14 protein-coding genes and 1 pseudogene are annotated in these 17,244 nt (G+C 68.3%); 5 read left to right on the forward strand and 10 right to left on the reverse strand.

Features of this window, described 5'->3' with window-relative positions; all coding sequences use genetic code 11:
- Positions 1-7: 7 nt before the first annotated feature.
- The 7 genes from ACYKG1_RS12555 to ACYKG1_RS12585 form a co-directional block, all read right to left on the reverse strand.
- Positions 8-1,657, reverse strand: a complete 1,650-nt coding sequence (locus ACYKG1_RS12555) for an MFS transporter (protein ID WP_478470651.1) — start codon at positions 1,655-1,657, stop codon at positions 8-10.
- Complete coding sequence (locus tag ACYKG1_RS12560; protein WP_478470652.1) at positions 1,651-2,934, reverse strand: alginate export family protein; 1,284 nt, start codon at positions 2,932-2,934, stop codon at positions 1,651-1,653. The genes ACYKG1_RS12555 and ACYKG1_RS12560 overlap by 7 nt, the downstream gene beginning before the upstream one ends.
- Positions 2,913-4,760, reverse strand: coding sequence for an amidohydrolase (locus ACYKG1_RS12565; RefSeq protein WP_262084394.1), 1,848 nt, complete (start codon positions 4,758-4,760; stop codon positions 2,913-2,915). The genes ACYKG1_RS12560 and ACYKG1_RS12565 overlap by 22 nt, the downstream gene beginning before the upstream one ends.
- Before the next feature lie 119 nt (positions 4,761-4,879).
- Positions 4,880-5,305 (reverse strand): DoxX family protein, encoded by a 426-nt coding sequence (locus ACYKG1_RS12570; protein ID WP_478470653.1) that lies wholly within the window; start codon positions 5,303-5,305, stop codon positions 4,880-4,882.
- A 2-nt stretch (positions 5,306-5,307) separates the two neighbouring features.
- Positions 5,308-5,964: a hydrolase gene (locus tag ACYKG1_RS12575; RefSeq protein WP_478470654.1), complete on the reverse strand. Its 657-nt coding sequence runs from the start codon at positions 5,962-5,964 to the stop codon at positions 5,308-5,310.
- Positions 5,961-6,404, reverse strand: a complete 444-nt coding sequence (locus ACYKG1_RS12580; RefSeq protein WP_100473059.1) for a helix-turn-helix transcriptional regulator — start codon at positions 6,402-6,404, stop codon at positions 5,961-5,963. The genes ACYKG1_RS12575 and ACYKG1_RS12580 overlap by 4 nt, the downstream gene beginning before the upstream one ends.
- 50 nt (positions 6,405-6,454) lie before the next feature.
- Positions 6,455-6,787, reverse strand: coding sequence for a hypothetical protein (locus ACYKG1_RS12585; RefSeq protein WP_100473061.1), 333 nt, complete (start codon positions 6,785-6,787; stop codon positions 6,455-6,457).
- 96 nt (positions 6,788-6,883) lie between these two features.
- Here ACYKG1_RS12585 and ACYKG1_RS12590 point away from each other — a divergent pair, with 96 nt between their 5' ends.
- Together ACYKG1_RS12590 and ACYKG1_RS12595 are read left to right on the forward strand one after the other, a co-directional pair.
- Positions 6,884-9,913, forward strand: a complete 3,030-nt coding sequence (locus ACYKG1_RS12590; RefSeq protein WP_478470655.1) for a sensor histidine kinase — start codon at positions 6,884-6,886, stop codon at positions 9,911-9,913.
- Complete coding sequence (locus ACYKG1_RS12595) at positions 9,906-10,559, forward strand: response regulator (protein WP_262084358.1); 654 nt, start codon at positions 9,906-9,908, stop codon at positions 10,557-10,559. Before ACYKG1_RS12590 ends, ACYKG1_RS12595 begins: the two co-directional genes overlap by 8 nt.
- Before the next feature lie 534 nt (positions 10,560-11,093).
- Here the strand turns inward: ACYKG1_RS12595 and ACYKG1_RS12600 are convergent.
- Positions 11,094-12,287, reverse strand: coding sequence for an MFS transporter (locus tag ACYKG1_RS12600; RefSeq protein WP_478470656.1), 1,194 nt, complete (start codon positions 12,285-12,287; stop codon positions 11,094-11,096).
- A gap of 93 nt (positions 12,288-12,380) precedes the next feature.
- Here ACYKG1_RS12600 and ACYKG1_RS12605 point away from each other — a divergent pair, with 93 nt between their 5' ends.
- On the forward strand, positions 12,381-13,310 hold the full coding sequence (locus tag ACYKG1_RS12605) for a LysR family transcriptional regulator (protein ID WP_478470657.1): 930 nt from the start codon (positions 12,381-12,383) through the stop codon (positions 13,308-13,310).
- 93 nt (positions 13,311-13,403) lie between these two features.
- On the opposite strand, the gene ACYKG1_RS12610 is transcribed toward ACYKG1_RS12605, so the two are convergent.
- Together ACYKG1_RS12610 and ACYKG1_RS12615 are read right to left on the reverse strand one after the other, a co-directional pair.
- Complete coding sequence (locus tag ACYKG1_RS12610) at positions 13,404-14,861, reverse strand: amidohydrolase family protein (RefSeq protein ID WP_262084361.1); 1,458 nt, start codon at positions 14,859-14,861, stop codon at positions 13,404-13,406.
- Positions 14,862-14,912: 51 nt separating this feature from the next.
- Positions 14,913-15,614, reverse strand: coding sequence for an ankyrin repeat domain-containing protein (locus tag ACYKG1_RS12615; RefSeq protein WP_262084362.1), 702 nt, complete (start codon positions 15,612-15,614; stop codon positions 14,913-14,915).
- 122 nt (positions 15,615-15,736) lie between these two features.
- On the opposite strand from ACYKG1_RS12615, the gene ACYKG1_RS12620 reads away from it, so the two are divergent.
- Entirely contained in the window at positions 15,737-16,618 is an 882-nt protein-coding gene (locus tag ACYKG1_RS12620; RefSeq protein WP_100473076.1) for a LysR substrate-binding domain-containing protein, read from the forward strand.
- Positions 16,619-16,743: 125 nt separating this feature from the next.
- A pseudogene (locus tag ACYKG1_RS12625) lies at positions 16,744-17,181 on the forward strand (DUF3806 domain-containing protein).
- Positions 17,182-17,244 lie beyond the last annotated feature (63 nt).

Here is a 17,244-nt window from a genome sequence, read left to right on the forward strand (position 1 = left end):
TTTTGGGTCAGATATCGCTGTGGTGGTGTGGCACGCCGGTCTTCGGCAGCGGGTCATGCCCGCCTACGAAATGACGCACCACCGGTGCACGCTCGCCCCGATGCAACGCGCGCAGCACTTCCTGGATCGCCTTGTCGTCGGCGGTGATGCGTTCGTGCTGGCGCAGGTGCTCCAGCCACGACGGGGTAACGAAATACTCCAGGTGGATGCCCGGGGTGGCCACATCCTCGACCACGCCCCAGACCACGGCGCCATCGCGGCGCCGGATCGTGCCCAGCGCGCGCATCTGCGCCTGGAACGCAGCGCGATCAGCTTCTTCGATGCGGTACTCGATGGTCACCAGCACCGGGCCTCGATCGTTGGATACCGGCACCGACAGTTCGGGGGCCGGCCAGTGCCCCGCCGGGCGCAGGTTCAGGTCTTCGGTACCAGCGATGCGCACGCGCCACACCAGCAATCCGCCGATCACCGCACCTGCGGCAGCCACCAGCAAGGCCAGTTCCGGCGAGGTGCGCTGTGCGAGCGCGCCCCAGCTCAGCCCACCGGCGGCCATGCCCGCGGAGAACACCATGATGTACAACGCCAATACACGCGCACGCACCCACGCCGGCACGGCAGTCTGCGCGGCGATCTGCAGCGACGACAGCACGGTGATCCAGGCGAAGCCGTTGACCAGCAGCACCAGCGGCAGCAGGTACCAACTGCGGGTCAGCGCCAGGCCGACCAGGCTCAGGGCCAGCGACAGGGTGGCCAGCAGCACCAGCAGGTCACGATCCATCTGTGCGCGCAGCTTCGGCAGCAGCAACGCACCGCCCACCGCACCCATGCCGATGCAGCCCAGCAGCATGCCGTACTGCCCCGCCCCGCCGTGCATCTGGCCGCGTACCACCACCGGCAGCAACGCGTTCATCGCAGCGGCGAAGAAGAAGAAGCCGACCGACTTGATCAGCACCGCCTGCAAGCGCCCGGCGCGGCTGGCATAACGCAGGCCCGCCTTCAGGCCAGCACCGAACCCTTCCGGCGGCAGGCTGGACTGCTTCGGGTCGCGCTTCCAGCCCCATACCACGAACAGCATCGCGGCGAAGGTGATGGCGTTGAAGCCGAACGCCCAGACGGCGCCCAGCTGGGCGACGATCACGCCACCGATGGCCGGGCCGATCGAACGTGCGATGTTGATGCCGATCGAGTTGAGCGCCACCGCAGAAGCCAGCATCGGCTGCGGCACCAGTTCGGACACGATCGCGGCCTGCGCCGGCATCGCCATCGCCGCACCGCAGCCCATGCAGAAGGTCAGCAGCACCAGCAGCCGCGGGGTCAGCATGTCCATCGCGGTCAGTGCCGCCATCACCGCCGCGACCAGCAGCATCCAGCCCTGGGTAGCCAGCAGGTACCTGCGTCGATCGACGATGTCGGCCAGGGTTCCGGCGGCCAGTGCCAACAGCACGATCGGCACGGTGGTGGCCGACTGCACCAGGGCCACCATCAACGGTGAGCCGGTACGCTCGGCCATCACCCAGGCGGCGGCCACGTCATTGACCCAGGTGCCGATGTTGCTGGCCAGGATCGCCAGCCAGATCGAGCGGAACATCTGGATCTTCAGTGGGGACCAGGCGCCTGCGGCCTGCGTGGGGGGTTGCGACGCGGTTGCGTTCACCATTGCCATGCTCCAACGATCGAGGCGAACAACGTGTCCTGGCCACCGGCCTGCTTCAGTGCAGGTCCGGCATCGACCCAGGCCAGCTGCAGCTGCCATTGCCAGTGTTCGCTGGCCTGCCAGCGGGTTTCGGATTTGTACTGATTGCCGATGCGGCGCGCGCCACCGGCGCTGCCCGGCAACGCCACCAGCGGTGCGGGCGTGGTGTAGACCGCATCCGCGCGACGATGCTTCCAGGCCATCTGCACGCCCAGTTCCGTCGTCACTGCATCGCGCAGGCGCAGGGTCAGCGTGGGCTGGACGTCCATCAGATTGGCCGGGGCCAGCAGGCTGGCCTCGCTGAAATAGGCCGACTTCGGAAACAGCGCATTGAAGGTCCCCAGGCGGCCGTCATGCAGGTTGCCATCGCCACTGGCGATGTCTGCCTTCAGCCCCAGCCGCGGTTGCAACGGCAGGTTCGTCCAGCGCCACCCCGTATCGGTGGCCAGCGTCCAGGCGCGGATATCGAGCGTGCCGACGGTCGTCCGCAGTTCACCGCCCTGCGCTACCAGCTCGCTGTTCCAGTCCAGTGCACCGGCCTGGCCGAACCAGCGCGCGCCCAGGGTCTGCCGACGTTCGGTGCCGCTGCCTGCGGCGAAGCGCGCGCCGTCGCGGCGGTAGTCCAGCAGGTACAGATCCCACTGTCCCGGTCCGTGGCTCCGCGCGGTGGTGGCGTAGGCACCCCACAGGTGGCTGCCGTGTTCGCCGCGATCATCGAAGGCACCCGGTCGGTTCTCCACCGGACGCAGCGCCATCAGATCAAGCGTGCCGAATCTACCTTTCCAACCCACGCGCGCACCGTCGAACGCCAGGCGGATGTTCGGCCCATCGCGCACCGACAGCAGCCGTGAGCTGCCGTAGCCGGCTTCCTGCCGGCCCAGCTGCAGATGAAAACCACCGTGCTGCCAGCGCCAATAGGCCTGCTGCACATCCAGCGCGCTGCGGTCGGTACGGCCCGGTCCGCCGGCCTTGCCACTCTCACCATGCACACCCAGCTGCAGCTTCGCCTGCCAGGTCTCTTCCACATAGGTGGCCGAGGCCAGCGCACGCAGCAGCCCATAGCCGTCCTCGCTGCCGCCAATGCCGAACCGGGTAGGGTCGTAGTACAGGCCACGCATGCGCAGCGACGCATCCCATTGCAGTTGGCCGTCGCCCGCGTCACTGCAGTGGCCGCCATCGCAGGCCAGTGCAAGCGACGGTGCAGCCAACAGCGCCAGACTCAGAACGCGAAGCACGAGCATCCCATCGCGCCCCAGAACGCGGTCAGGTCGTCGGTGGGTGCAGCATGCCGGGCCGCATGGCCGTGCGCGCCGTGGGCACTGCAGGCCACGCCGTGATGGTGGTGATGCGCGGCGGCCAACCCGGTGGCGGTACCGCCGACGTGGTAGCCACCGAACCTGTTGACTGGCGACCAGTCGGGCATCGCCGGCGGCAGCTGCGGCGCAAGCCCTGCATAGTCGGCGTCGGCATGCACGATGCGGCCACCGACCACGGTCAACACGCTGGTGATGTCGGCGATCTGCGCGTCATCCACGCGGAAGTAGTCGGCCGAGAGCACGATGAAATCGGCCAGCTGGCCCACCTTCAGCGTACCCTTCACCGCTTCGTCGCCGGAGAACCAGGCGCTGCCCTGGGTCCACAGGCGCAGCGCCTGCTCGCGTTCGAGCAGGTTCTCATCGCCGTACAGGGCCAGCCCGCCCACGGTGCGTCCGGTCACCAGCCAGGACAACGCCACCCACGGGTTGTAGCTGGCCACGCGAGTGGCATCGGTACCGGCACCGACCGGCACGCCCTCGGCCAGCATGCGCTTGACCGGCGGCGTGTGCCGCGCCGCCTGCACGCCGTAGCGCTCGACGAAGGCCTCGCCCTGGTAGGCCATGCGATGCTGCACGGCGATGCCGCCGCCCAGCGCGCGGATGCGTTCGATGTTGCGCGGGGTGATGGTCTCGGCGTGGTCGATGAACCAGTGCAGGCCATCGAACGGCACCTCGCGGTTGACCTGTTCGTACACATCGAGGATGCGGGTGATGCTCTCGTCGTACGTCGCATGGATGCGGAACGGCCAACGCTTCTCGACCAGCAGCTTCACCACGTCGTGCAGTTCCGGCTCCAGCGCCGGCGGCAGTTCCGGGCGCGGCTCGTTGAACAGCTCGAAGTCCGCCGCGGAGAACACCAGCATCTCGCCGGCACCGTTGTGGCGCAGCAGGTCATCGCCCTGGCGCGGCTGCAGCATCTCGCTCCAGCCGCGGAAATCATCCACTTCCTTGCCCTTGTTCTGGGTGAACAGGTTGTAGGCGATGCGCACCGTCAGCTGGTCATCGCGATGCAGCTGCTCGATGACCTGGTAGTCCTCGGGGTAGTTCTGGAAGCCACCGCCGGCGTCAATCACCGAGGTGATACCGAGACGGTTCAGCTCCCGCATGAAATGGCGGGTGGAATTAGCCTGGTACTCGATCGGCAGCTTCGGGCCCTTGGCCAGCGTCGCGTACAGGATCAGCGCATTGGGCTTGGCCAGCAGCAGCCCGGTCGGGTTGCCGAGCGAGTCACGCACGATCTGTCCACCCGGCGGATCCGGCGTGTCCTTGCTGTAGCCACATGCGCGCAGCGCAGCCCGATTGAGCAGCGCCCGATCGTACAGGTGCAGCAGGAACACGGGCGTATCCGGCGCGATGTCATTGAGCTCCTGCAGCGTAGGCAGGCGTTTCTCGTTGAACTGCGCGGCGGTGAAGCCACCGACCACGCGCACCCATTGCGGTGCCGGGGTGCGGTCGACCTGTGCCTTGAGCATCGCCATCGCATCGGCCAGCGAACGCAGGCCATCCCAGCGCAGCTCCAGGTTGTAATTCAGGCCGCCGCGGATCAGGTGGGTATGGCTGTCGTTGAGGCCGGGCAGCAGGCGCCGGCCCTGCGCGTCGATCAGGGTCGCTTCGTTGCCCCAGCCGCGCATGATCTCCTCGTCGCTGCCGACGGCCACGATGCGCCCTTCCTGCACGGCCAGCGCCTGGGCATGCGGCTGCTGTGGGTCGAGGGTGGTGATGCGGGCATTGCGGATGACCAGCGTGCTCATGCGACGCTCCTTGGAAGTGGAATCGAGTGCCGCAGCGGCGCGGCCGGCCAGGCCCAGCGCAACGGCGGCACCACTGGCCAGCACCACGTTGCGGCGGCCGTGGTCGAGTGGATCGTGACTCATGCGAGGTCTCCCTGAAGACGGTGGCCATCCAACGCCCAGGCGCCGGGCCCGATGAGCGCGAGGGCCAGTAGTACCGTGGTCCACATCAATGGGTACTCACTGCCACCGCGCATCCAGAACCAGCCCTTGGGCAGCGTCAACAGCACGGTGAAGCCGATGAAGGCGGCCGCCGCAAGCGCGGCGACGCGGGCCTGCCAGCCCAGCAGCACGGCCAGCCCGGACAGCACCTGCAGCAGGGCCAGCAGCAGCGGCAGCGGTGCCACGGCCGGCAGGCCGAAGCCGCGCAGCTCGGTGGCGAAGCCGGCCAGCCCGGGGCCACCGAACCAGCCGAACAGCTTGCCCAGCGCGTGCGGCAGCAGGAATCCTCCCGCTGCCACGCGCAGCATCAGCAAGGCCAGGTCGAGGCCATGGCCGGCCAGCATGCTCAGTGCCCGCCTTCCTGCGCACCGAACATGCGCTTGGCGTACTGGATGCCGATGCCATAGCCGCCGGCATGGTCGCGGGCGATGCCGGTGGTCAGCTCGTAGGTCTCGCCACGCGCCCAGTCGCGCTGCAGCTCGAGTAGGTACTGCACGCTGGTCATCGGCACCGCGCCGGCCTGCACCATGCGGGAGATCGCACGCTCGTGGGCCTCCTCGCTGACATCGCCGCAGGCATCGGTGATCACATGGACCTCGAAACCCTGCGCCAGCGCCGACAGCGCCGGACCCACGATGCAGACGCTGGTCCACAGCCCGGCAAGAACCAGGCGGCGCTTGCCGATGCGGTTGACCTCATCGATCACCGCCTGGTCTTCCCAGGTGTTCATCGAGGTGCGGTCGAACACCGTCTGGCCCGGGAAGATCTGCGGCAGTTCCGGGAACATCGGGCCGGAGAACGACGTCTCGGCCACGGTGGTCAGCACGACCGGCACGTTGAAGCCCTTGGCGCCCTTGCTGATCAACGACACGTTGTTGCGCAGCGCGGAGATGTCGATGGTGTGGGTGGCGAACGCCATCTGTGACTGGAAGTCGATCAGCAGCAGGGCGTGGTCGGTGGGCGACAGCAGGGCCGGGGCGGGCGTGGCGGTGGCAAGGCTCATGGATGGACTCCGTTGGAAAGGTGATCAGGGGGAAGCAACAGGGCCGCATCACCGGCCAGGTACTGGCCGGGGCTGCAGCCGGTCTCCGCGCGGAAGCTGCGGACGAAATGGCTCTGGTCGAAGAAGCCCAGCTGCTGGGCCAGGCACGCCATCGGCAGCTGCGCGCCCGGCAGCAACTGGCATGCACGCTGGATGCGGCGACGACGCACGTAGCGCAGCGGGCTGGCGCCGGTTCCGGTGCGGAACAGACGCACCAGATGGAAGCGGCTGACACAGGCGGCCTGCGCCAGTTCGGTCACCCGCAGCGGCTGCGACAGGTGCTCGTCGACATAGCGCAAGGCGCGCTGCAATGCGGCAGCCTGCTGCGGTGCCAGCGACACGGCGGGCGGATCGGGCGGGAAGACGGTGGCCATGGGGGGCGCCGCGAGAGGGTGGCCCATGGTGCGTGGCCGCTGCGCGATGCCCTACCCCCGTCGGTCGAGGCCGGCACCTACCCGAATGGGGGAGGCCGGCGGCCGAGCAGGCGGCGCCCGAACAGGCGCGCATCCACTGAGTAGGCGCCTGGCCCCAGCATCAGCAACGCCGGTGGCAACGCCATCAGCGGCCACGGTGCCTGCTGCGCGAACATGCCCGCGACCGCCATCAACGCCGCCAATGGTGTCAACGCGCCCAGCACGAGCATGGCCGCCGCCAGCAGGCACAGCATCGACGCCCACGCCGCATCCGTGCCGGGCGTGCACAGCGCGGCGGCCAGGCACAGCCGCAGCCACAGCAGGCCGATGCCCGGACCGCGGTCGGGGAACATCACGAACAGGCGCTGCATCGCCAAGCTCCAGAGGACATGCCGGCGTGATAGCCGACAGCGGCGCCCGCCGCCTACCCCGTTCGGGTCACCCCGGGCTGCCCCACACCTGCCAGAATGCGCGCCATGCGTGTCCGCCCCTTCCCGTCGCAGCGCCACCTGCCGACGCTGCTGACCTGCCTGCTGCTGTTGACTGCCCTGCCCGCCCTCGCCGTGCAGCGCCCGCCGGTGAGCGGCGGGCTGCCCGATTACGAGCACACCGCCTGGCGCGTCGGTCAGGGCGCACCCGGTGACATCTGGGACATCACCCAGGACCGCGACGGCCTGTTGTGGCTGGCCACCGGCTCGGGCCTGTACCGCTTCGACGGCCGTCGTTTCGAACGCCAGGCGGCGCCAGGCGGCAGCCACTTCCCGTCCACCAACATGGTCACTCTGGCGCAGACCCGCGATGATGCCCTGTGGATCGGTTACTTCCAGGCTGGCATCAGCCAGTTCGCGCGCGGCCAGCTGCACAACTACGGCCGCGACCAGGGCGTGCCGGTGGGCGTGGTGCCACACTTCAGCCAGGACCGTGACGGTCGCCTGTGGGCCGCGATCAATGGTGGGCTACGCCAGTTCGATGGCCAACGCTGGCAGCCGCTGCCCACTGGCACGGGCGTGCCGGAACACCGCGTGCAATGGCTTCTGCACGACAGCCGCGGCACCTTCTGGGTACTGGCCGACCTGAAGGTCTGGATGCGCGCGGCCGGCCAGGCCGCGTTCGAAGACACCGGCATCGCCGTCTCGCAGATGGCGACGCTGGCCGAAAGTCCACAGGGTGAAGTGTGGCTGGCCGACCGCGTGCGCGGTACGTCGCCGCTGGCCAACGCACAAGGCCTGCTGCCGGACAGCGAGCGCGAGGCACGGCGGTTGCCGGAGCTGGTCGCTGCGCGCCTGCAGTTCACTGCCGATGGCGCGCTGTGGGCAACGATGAGCCCGCATGGCGGTGTCGCCCGGGTCACCTTCGCGGGCGGCCGCGCCATACGCATGGAGCGCTTCGATTCGCCTCACGGGCTGACCGCCACCTCTGCCGTTCCGATCATCGCCGATCGCGAAGGCAATCTCTGGGTCGGCACCAATCTCGGCCTCAACCGCTTCCGCGCGCGCAGCGTGCACACGCTGGCGGTAGGCCCCCGTGATCCCTACCGCTCACTGGTGCGGGCCAGCGATGGGCACGTGTATGGCTATGGCGAAGACCTCAAGCCTTACGACCTCAGGCGCAGCCTGCTCGATGGCAGTGCCACGCAGCTGCAGGCCGCCGCGCGCCAGGCACCCACCCCGATCTGGCAGTTCGACTGGGTCAATCTTGCGCGCACCGAGGCCGGCCACACCACGCGGATTCCGCTGCCTGCGCCCTTCACCGGGCAACCACTGCATGCCCTGCTGTTCCCCGACGACGAGCAGGCCTGGGTCTGCACGGGCGAACGAGGGGTCCTGCACTACCTGCACGACCAGTGGCAGCGCGAACGCCGCCTGCCCGAACAGGCCTGCTCGTCGCTGGCGCTGGATGCCAACGGCCAGCTGCTGCTCGGCTATGCAGACGGCCGGCTGCGCCGCATGGGGGCGACGCGCATCGAAACCTTCGACGCCAGCCACGGCCTGTCGGTCGGGCCGATCACGGCGGTACTCGATCATCGGGACCTGCTGCTGGTTGCCGGCGAGGCCGGGTTGGCCGTGCGCCTGGGCAATGGCCGGTTCGTCCAGGTGAGCACCGACATGGCCGGCGTGATGGAAGGGATCACCGGCATGGTCGCCGATGCGAATGGCTACCTCTGGCTCAATGGCAGTCGTGGCCTGGTCCGACTGGGGAGCGATCAGCTGCGGCGCGCACCGCGCAGCGGGCAGCCGGTGACGCCACGCCTGTTCGATGCGGTGGATGGCATGCCCGGCATCGCCCTGCAGAGCGGACCGATCGCCACCGCCGCACTGGCCAACGATGGCCTGTTGTGGCTGGCCACCAACCAGGGCCTGGCCTGGCTGGACACCACCCGCTCGCACGTCAACACCATGCCACCCAGCGTGCGCATCGGCGAAGTGCTCTATGGCAGCGAGCACGAGCCGCTGCGCGATGGCCTGCGCCTTCCGGCCGGCACCAGCCAATTGCAGATCGATTACGTGGCGCTGTCGCTGGCACGCCCGGAGCGCAACCGCTACCGCTATCGCCTGTCCGGCGTTGACGACGGCTGGCAGGATGCGGGCAGCAGCACGCGCGCGTATTACACCAACCTCGCACCGGGCAACTACCGGTTCGACGTGGAAGCAGCCAACGAGGATGGTATCTGGAGCGCCGCGCCGGCCAGCCGCAGCTTCCACATCGCCCCCACCTTCATGCAGACCGTGTGGTTCAAGCTGCTGTGCGCGGTAGTGATCCTCGCGCTGCTGGTGATGGCCGTGCGCATCCGCAGCGGGCAGCTGGCGGCCCTGTTCCGCGCGCGCCTGCAGGAACGCCATGGCGAACGCGAACGCATTGCCCGCGACCTGCACGACACCCTGCTGCAGGGCAGCCAGGGCCTGATCCTGCGCCTGCATGCGATCAGTCAGGCCGCGCAGACACCAGAGCCCGTGCGCAGCCAGCTGGAATCGGCGATGCAGCTGGCCGAACGCAACCTGGCCGAGGGCCGCGAGCGGGTCAACGCGCTGCGTGACGGTCCGTTCGCGGGCCGCGACCTGGCTTCGGCACTGGCCGATGTTCACGCCGAATACGCCGGGCACGGCACCAATCCGCTGCGCCTGACCGTGGAAGGCGCAACACCACCGCTGCAGACCGATGCCGCCGAGGAAGTGTTCCTGATCGGACGCGAAGCCATCCGCAATGCGCTGCGCCATGCCAATGCCAGCGCCATCGAAGTGGAGCTGTCTTACGGGATGCGGTGCTTCCTGCTGCACGTGCGCGATGATGGCGTCGGCATCGCCGAAGAAAACGCCGGCAACGGCCATTGGGGACTGCAGGGCATGCGCGAACGCGCGCAGCGCCTCGGTGCGGACCTGCAGCTGTGGACACGCCCCGGGCTGGGGACCGAAGTCGCGCTGGCGGTTCCCGCCCGGCGCCTGTATCACCGCCGCCCACCACGTTGGCGCTGGCCTTGGAGCAAAGCACACCATGACTGAGTCCCCTGCCCCGATTGGCGTGCTGGTGGTCGACGACCACCCGCTGCTGCGTGACGGCCTGGCTGCGCTGCTGGGTGCCCATCCCGACCTGCGCCTGCTCGGCGAGGCCGCCGATGGCGAGGAAGCCATCACGCGCTACCAGCAGTTGCAGCCGGACGTCGTGCTGATGGACCTGCAGATGCCACGGCTGGATGGTGTCGAGGCCATCGTGCGGATTCGCGCGCTGGATCCGCGTGCTCGCATCATCGTGCTGACCACCTACCGCGGTGATGTCCGCGCGGTCCGCGCGCTGCAGGCCGGCGCCAGCGCCTATCTGCTGAAGGACATGCTGCGTCACGAACTGGTCGACACCATCCGCATGGTGGCCGGTGGCCGGCGCGCACCGATTCCACCAGTGGTGGCGGCGAGCATCGCCGCGCATGTAGTCGAGGATCGGCTGTCGCCGCGTGAGACCGAGGTGCTGCGGCACGTCGCCAGCGGGCTGTCGAACAAGCGCATCGGCGAGCGCATGCAGATTTCCGAGCAGACGGTGAAGGCGCACATGAAGAGCCTGATGGACAAGCTCGGGGTGGGTGATCGCACGCATGCGGTAACCCAGGCGTTGCGGCGCGGGATCATCAGCCTGGACGACAGTGGTCACGATTAGGCGGTTGTTCGGCAGGGCCTGCAGCCCTGCACCCGCAGTAGTGCCGGCCGCTGGCCGGCAACCTCAACAGCAACAGCAACAGCAGAAGCGTGCATTGCGTGGAATGGCGGAGCGGTATCGGACTGCGGGGACGCCGTAAACCCATCCTTGGGGGCTTGGCCGCGGCATCCATGCCGCGGACACCCCGCACTCCGACACCGCCCCAGATCCGCGCCATGCGTGGATGAAAGCTGTCAGATATCGAAATACACCGTGGGTCAGATCCGTTTTCCTTCGGAAAACGGATCTGACCCCAAAAGCCGTTCCGACAGATCGCAGAAAACTTTCGAAGGCGGGTGGGTCCGGTTGCGGGGGCGTGAGCGCCATGGATGGCGCGACCGAGCCTACATGGACGTATTTACGGCGTCCCCCGCAACCGGACCTACCCCGCCATCCCACGGATAGCCGGCTTTTGCTGTTGCTGTTGCTGTTGCTGTTGCTGTTGCTCCAGCTTCCAGCAGATGCGGGGCTGCAAGCCCTGCCAAACATTCCCCTTTACTTCAAACGCAGCAGCAGGCTGCCGCCCGCGCACACCACCGCCAGCCAGGCCACGCCGTGCCACCCCCACTGCGCCAGCGCCAGGCTGCCCAGCGCACCACCGGCGGCCATGCCGATGAACATGCCCGTGAACAGCAGCGCATTGAGCCGGCTGCGTGCCGGCGGCACCAGGCCGTAGACCAGCGTCTGGTGCGCCACCAGCGCCGACTGGAAACCGAAGTCGAACAGCAGCGCACTCACCACCAGCAGCGGCAGCAGCGCGGCGGCCGGCAACCAGGTTTCGGCCAGCAACAGGCCGAAGCCCAGCAGCGCCACCGCGATCGCCAGCCGCGCCACTGCGTGGCAACCCAAGCGATCGGCGAATCGACCCGCAAACGGCGCAGCCAGTGCACCGGCCGCACCCGCAATACCGAACGCACCCGCCGCCGCACTGCCCAGGCCCAGACGTGCATGCAGCATCAGCGCCAGTGTCGACCAGAACGCGCTGAAGCCGACCGCCAGCAACGACTGGCTGGCCACCGCACGGCGCAGCTGTGGCTGCTCGCGCCACAACGCCAACAACGAACCCAACAATGCCGGATAGCGCAGCGTGCTGGTCGGTGCGAAGCGTGGCAGCGCCCGCGCCATCACCGCGCCCATCGCCGCCACCGAGACCGCGGCCAGCACGAACTGGGTTCGCCAGCCCCATGCCTCGGCCACTACGCCACTGACCACCCGTGACAGCAGGATGCCGAGCAGCAGGCCGGTCATCACCCGGCCGACGATCTGGCCGCGCTGTGCATCCGGCGCCAGCACCGCAGCGGCCGGCACGATGTCCTGTGCCAGCGTGGCCATCAGCCCGACCAGCAGGCTGGCCATCAGCAGGCCCGGCAGGTGCCCGGCCATCGCTGCGGCGCCCAGTGCCAGTGCCAGCAGCGCGGACTTCAACAGAATCAGGTGACGCCGGTCGAAACGGTCACCCAGCGGTGCCAGCAGCAGGATGCCCAGCGCATACCCTAGTTGGGTCAAGGTCGGTACCAGGCCGGCGGCGCGCTCACCGGCGCCGAGGTCCTGGGCGATCAGGCCCAGCATCGGCTGGCTGTAATAAAGCGAAGCGACCGAAAAGCCGGCGCCGGCCGCCATTGCCAGCACCAGCGGGGTGGAGGGTGCGGTCGCGGGTGCGGCGGCGACGGACAGCGAAGGGGTAGACATGGGGAGTCCCGGTGGAAGAAGTGGGCGTATCCTGCCGGTATTCCCCAAGCGTCTGTAGTAGGATTCATTACATACCATTTATACGCCACACGCATGAATGACCTCGCCACCGGAGCCGATCGCCTGGATCTGCTGCGCACCTTTCTGCGCATCGTCGATGCCGGCAGCCTGTCTGCCGCAGCCGTGCAGCTGGGCACCACCCAGCCGACGGTCAGTCGCCGCCTGCAGGCCCTGGAGCGGCAGCTCGGCCTGCGCCTGCTGCAGCGCTCCACCCACGGCCTGCAGCTGACCGAAGATGGCCTGCGCTGCCAGCGCCATGCGCAACGGGTCGTGGACGAATGGGAGTCACTGCAGGCCGAACTGCATGGCGAACCGGAAACGCTGCGCGGACGCCTGCGGGTGATGGTGCCGCACGCGTTCGGCCAGGCGCAGCTGCTGCCGACCATGCTCGCGTTCCTCGCCAAACACCCGCAGCTGAGCCTGGAGTGGATCCTGGAAGATCGGCGCCCGGACTTCATCGCAGAAGGCATCGACTGCGCGGTGCGGGTGGGCCCAGTCGACGAACCGCGCATGGTCGCGCTGCCGCTTGCCGAAGTACCGCGCATCGTCGTGGCTGCGCCCACACTGGTGCAGACCACCGCGATCAGCACACCAGAACAAGCGCAGGCACTGCCGTGGATCTCACTGGCCACCTACTACCGCGAACGCCTGCTGCTGCATGACGCACAGGGGCGCGCGCATACGCTGTCGATCAGCCCGCGCCTGCTCAGCGACAACCTGTTCGTGGTGCAACAGGCCGCGTGTGCCGGGCTGGGCGCAGCGGTGGTCTCGGCCTGGCTGGTGGCCGAGGACATCGCACACGGGCGGCTGGTGCAGCTGCTGCCGGACTGGCAGGCACCGGCACTGCCGGTACACGTGGTATTTCCCGCCGCGCGCCAGCAGCCGCCGCGGCTGCGCGCCTTCATCGATGCGATGAAGGCCGCGCTGCCTCAGCTGCATGGGATGCGGCCGGCGTCGCGCTAGGTCCCCGGCCGCATCATCCACGCATGGCGTGGATTCCGTTCGAGGCCACAGGGTCAGGGCCCTTCCCGGTGGGAAGGGATCGGACCCTGTCGATCATTGCGCCTTCGCCGCCTCGGCATTCCAAGCCGCGACCTTGGCCTTGGTGTCGGCCAGCATCTTGTCCAGTGCGGCGCGGTCATACACGTTGCCGCGCAGGATCACGCTGTCGATCTTTTCGGTGGCGGCAATGTCCTGCAGCGGATTGGCAGTCAGCAGAACCAGATCGGCGGCCTTGCCCTGCGCGACACCACCGTAGCGGTCCATCTGGCCGAACCAGGCCGGGCCGGAACGGGTTGCAGCCGACAGCGCCTGCGGTGCGCTCAGGCCTTCCTTCACGAACAATTGCAGTTCCTGGTGCAGGGCGATGCCCGGGAAATTGAACGAATTGAGGAAACCCGCATCGGTGCCGGCGATGATTGTCACGCCGGCTTCCTGCAGCATCGGCAGCACCGCCGCCACCTGGTGGTACTGCGCGTGGCGCGCTTCGATCTGCGCTGGCGTTGCCTTGGCGGCACGGTCGACGCGCCACTGGTAGGTCGCGCGCAGGCCCGGGCCGATGTAGGCCAGGTACGGATCGTTGGCGTGGTCATCCTGGTCGAGGAAGTCGAGGATGCGGCCACCGTTGAGGGTCGGGGTCACGAATACGCCGCGCTTTGCGAAATCGCGGTAGGCATGCATCGCGGTATCGCGGTCGAAGCTGGCGTCGAGGCGCCGGTTGGCTTCGGCGCGGTCGATGCGGCCGGCACCAAAGTCGGCGGCGATCTGCGCTTCGTCCTTGCTGCCTGCCTTGAATGCGTAGTCCAGATGCTCGATCGAGGCCAGGCCTGCATCGACCGCCTGCTCCACGGTCAGCGCCATCGGAATGTGGCCCGACGCCTTGAAGCCGGCCTTGCGCGCGGCACTGGCCGAGTACAGGAACAATTCCGGCTTCAACGTGCTGTCGGTGATCTTCACGAAATCGACCTTGTCGTGCTGCAGGCGGGTGATCGCCTGGTCGACGTCGGCCTCGCTGCCCACCTCGATCGTGCCTTTCCAGACCGGCTTGATGCCTTCGATCTTCGCGCCGGAGCTGAGCAGGCGCGGGCCGAACAGCGTGCCCTTGGCGATCTCACCGCGCCATTGCAGCACCTGTTCGGGAAGATCACCGGAGCAATCGCGCACCGTGGTGATGCCGTGCGCGATGTACAGCGGCAGCAGCGCCTTGTTCTCTTCGATCAGCGCCGGGCCACCACCAAAGTGCACATGCATGTCCCACAGGCCCGGAATCAGGTACTTGCCCTTGGCATCGATCTGGCGGGCCGTACTCCACTGGCTGCGCAGCTGCGCGTCCGGGCCGACGGCGACGATGTCCTCGCCACGGATCACCACGCTCTGCCCGGCCAGGGTGTTGGCGTGCTCGACATCGACCACGGTGGCATTGCGGATCAGCAGGTCGGCGCGCTCGGCGGCGGAGGCCGACAACGGGGTCACCGCGAGAAGGATGGCAAGGGACAACGGACGGGAACGGAACATGGACAGCATCCTGATGGGCACGCCCAGCGTGCGGGTGGAAGGGGTTGCGGTTCAGCGCACCGCGCCGTGCTGGCGCAGCAGGGTTTCAATTCCGGTATAGCCGCGCTGGCGCGCGTGTGCCAGCGGCGTTACGCCATCGCCGTCGGCCAGCTCCGGGTCGGCACCAGCCTCCAGCAGCAGCTGCACGATCTGCACGTGGCGCGCGCCGCCATCGCCGAGCAGGATCGCTTCCAGCAGCGCGGTCCAGTGCAGCCGATTGACATGGTCCACAGCCACGCCCGCGCGCAGCAGCGTGCGCACGGTGGCAACGTGGCCACGCTCGGCGGCGGGAATCAAGGCGGTGCCGCCGTAGCGGTTGGTGCTGCGCAGATCGGCGCCGTGCGCCAGCGTCATCGCCAGGATCTCGTCCAGGCCGCGCGCACCGGCGTACAGGTAGGCGCTGTCCTGCAACGCATCCTTGGCATTGACGTCGGCGCCGGCTTCGATCAGCTCACGCGCGGCATCCACGTTGTTGCCGTGCGTGGCCAGCAGCAGCGCGGTGCGGCCCTGGCCATCGCGTGCCTCCAGATCGGCGCCGTCTTCCAGCGCCCCGCGCACCGCCTCGGCATCGCCGCGGCTGGCCGCGTCACGCAGGCGCGCATCCGCATCGGCCCGGGACGTGGCCGTACAGGCCGGGGTGACCATGGCCAGCAGGAACAACAGCAGCACGCGCGCAAACGGCGTGGGCCAGCGAAGCGAACGATGGAAGCGCATGACGGTGTCTCCTCCTGTCCATCAGCACGGATCACCGCGTGACGGTAGCAACGGCCGGACATTGCCGGCCCCTGCCCTGCATGGTAGAAGTCGGCTTGGGTATCCAGAAGTGAAATGTTCAAATGCAAGACAGTGCCAAATCGAATAGAACCCTGTTCGAACTGGACCTGCTGCGGGCGCTGGTGATGGTGGCCGACTGCGGCAGCTTCACCACGGCGGCAACGCGCCTGCATTCGACCCAGTCCACGGTCAGCCAGAAGGTGCGCCGGCTGGAGGCGCTGGCCGGGCATCGCCTGCTCGAGCGCGGCCACCGCGACGTGCACCCCACCGACGCCGGCCACACCCTCCTTGGCTACGCGCGGCGCATGCTCGACCTGAACGAGGAAATGGCGCAGGCGCTGGCGGGCGCCACCGTGGAAACCGCCGTCCGCATCGGCGTGCCCGAGGATTTCGTCAACGCGCAGACCACGCGCATGCTGGCCGCCTTCAGCCGTCGCCACCCGCAGGTGAAGCTGGAGATCAGCAGCGGCCTCAGCCGTGACCTGGCGCACGGCTTCGACCACGGCGAGCTGGACCTCGTGCTGGTCAAGCAACGCCGCAACACCCGCCAGGCGGTGCACTGCCGACGCGAGCCGATGCACTGGATCGACAGCCTGCGCAGCAGCTGCCTGCTGCAGGACCCTTTGCCGCTGGTCACCTTCCCGCCGCGCGGGCTGTACCGCGATGAGATGATCCACGCCGTGGAGGCACTCGGCCTGCGCTGGCGCATCGCCTTCACCAGTTCCTCGCTCAGCGGCATCCAGGGCGCGGTGGCCGATGGCATCGGCATCAGCCTGCTGCCGCGCCGCGCGGTCACCCGCGAACACCGCATCATCGATGGCGAGCGCGACCTGCCGGTGATCGACAACTACGAGATCGGCCTGCTGCATCGTGCGGACGCCGACGATGCGGTGCGTGCTCTTGCCAGCGAGTTGTGGCGGCAGGTACAGCGCGAGCCGGACTGACCACGATAGATCCGCGCCATGCGTGGATGCTGTTCGCGCATCAAGCATCGACATATGGTCAATCCGGCCGCATGGCGGGCAGCATCGCCCCGTAGAGTGCCCGCTGATCCCGTACCCGATGCAGCATGTCCGGCGAAATCCCCACCCGCTTCGATCCCCTGCCCGCCGCCCTGCAGGCGCACCTGTAGCACCAGCGATCGCTGATCGCCGCGCGCGTGGCCGTCGGCTTCCCGGCGCTGCCGGTGCAGTGGCCGCTGGCGGCCACCACGCTGCAGCGCGTGGTCGATGCCGAGCTGATCGATCATGACGACTGCGACGGCTGGGAAGCACTGGGCGTGGCGTTCGGCGATACCCTGGCCCAGCGCGTGCCCGGCCTGGCCTGGATGCAGGTCACCGATGCCTGGGGCATCGACGCGGTGCTGCGCTACGCCGACAGCAGCCTGCAGATCGGCGCCAGCACACTGCTGCTCAAGCGCGTCGAACAGGGTGAGGTCATCGATATCGCCCACCTGCTGGCGTGGCTGGAAGAGTTCGTCGCTACCCGCGCCGACGATTACGCCTGAACAGCCGCCGAGCATGGATCGGCGCAATCGGAACCGGCGTGGCGTGATGGGTAGATCCACGCC

The sequence above is a fragment of the Stenotrophomonas sp. 85239_Sma genome (assembly GCF_056481725.1).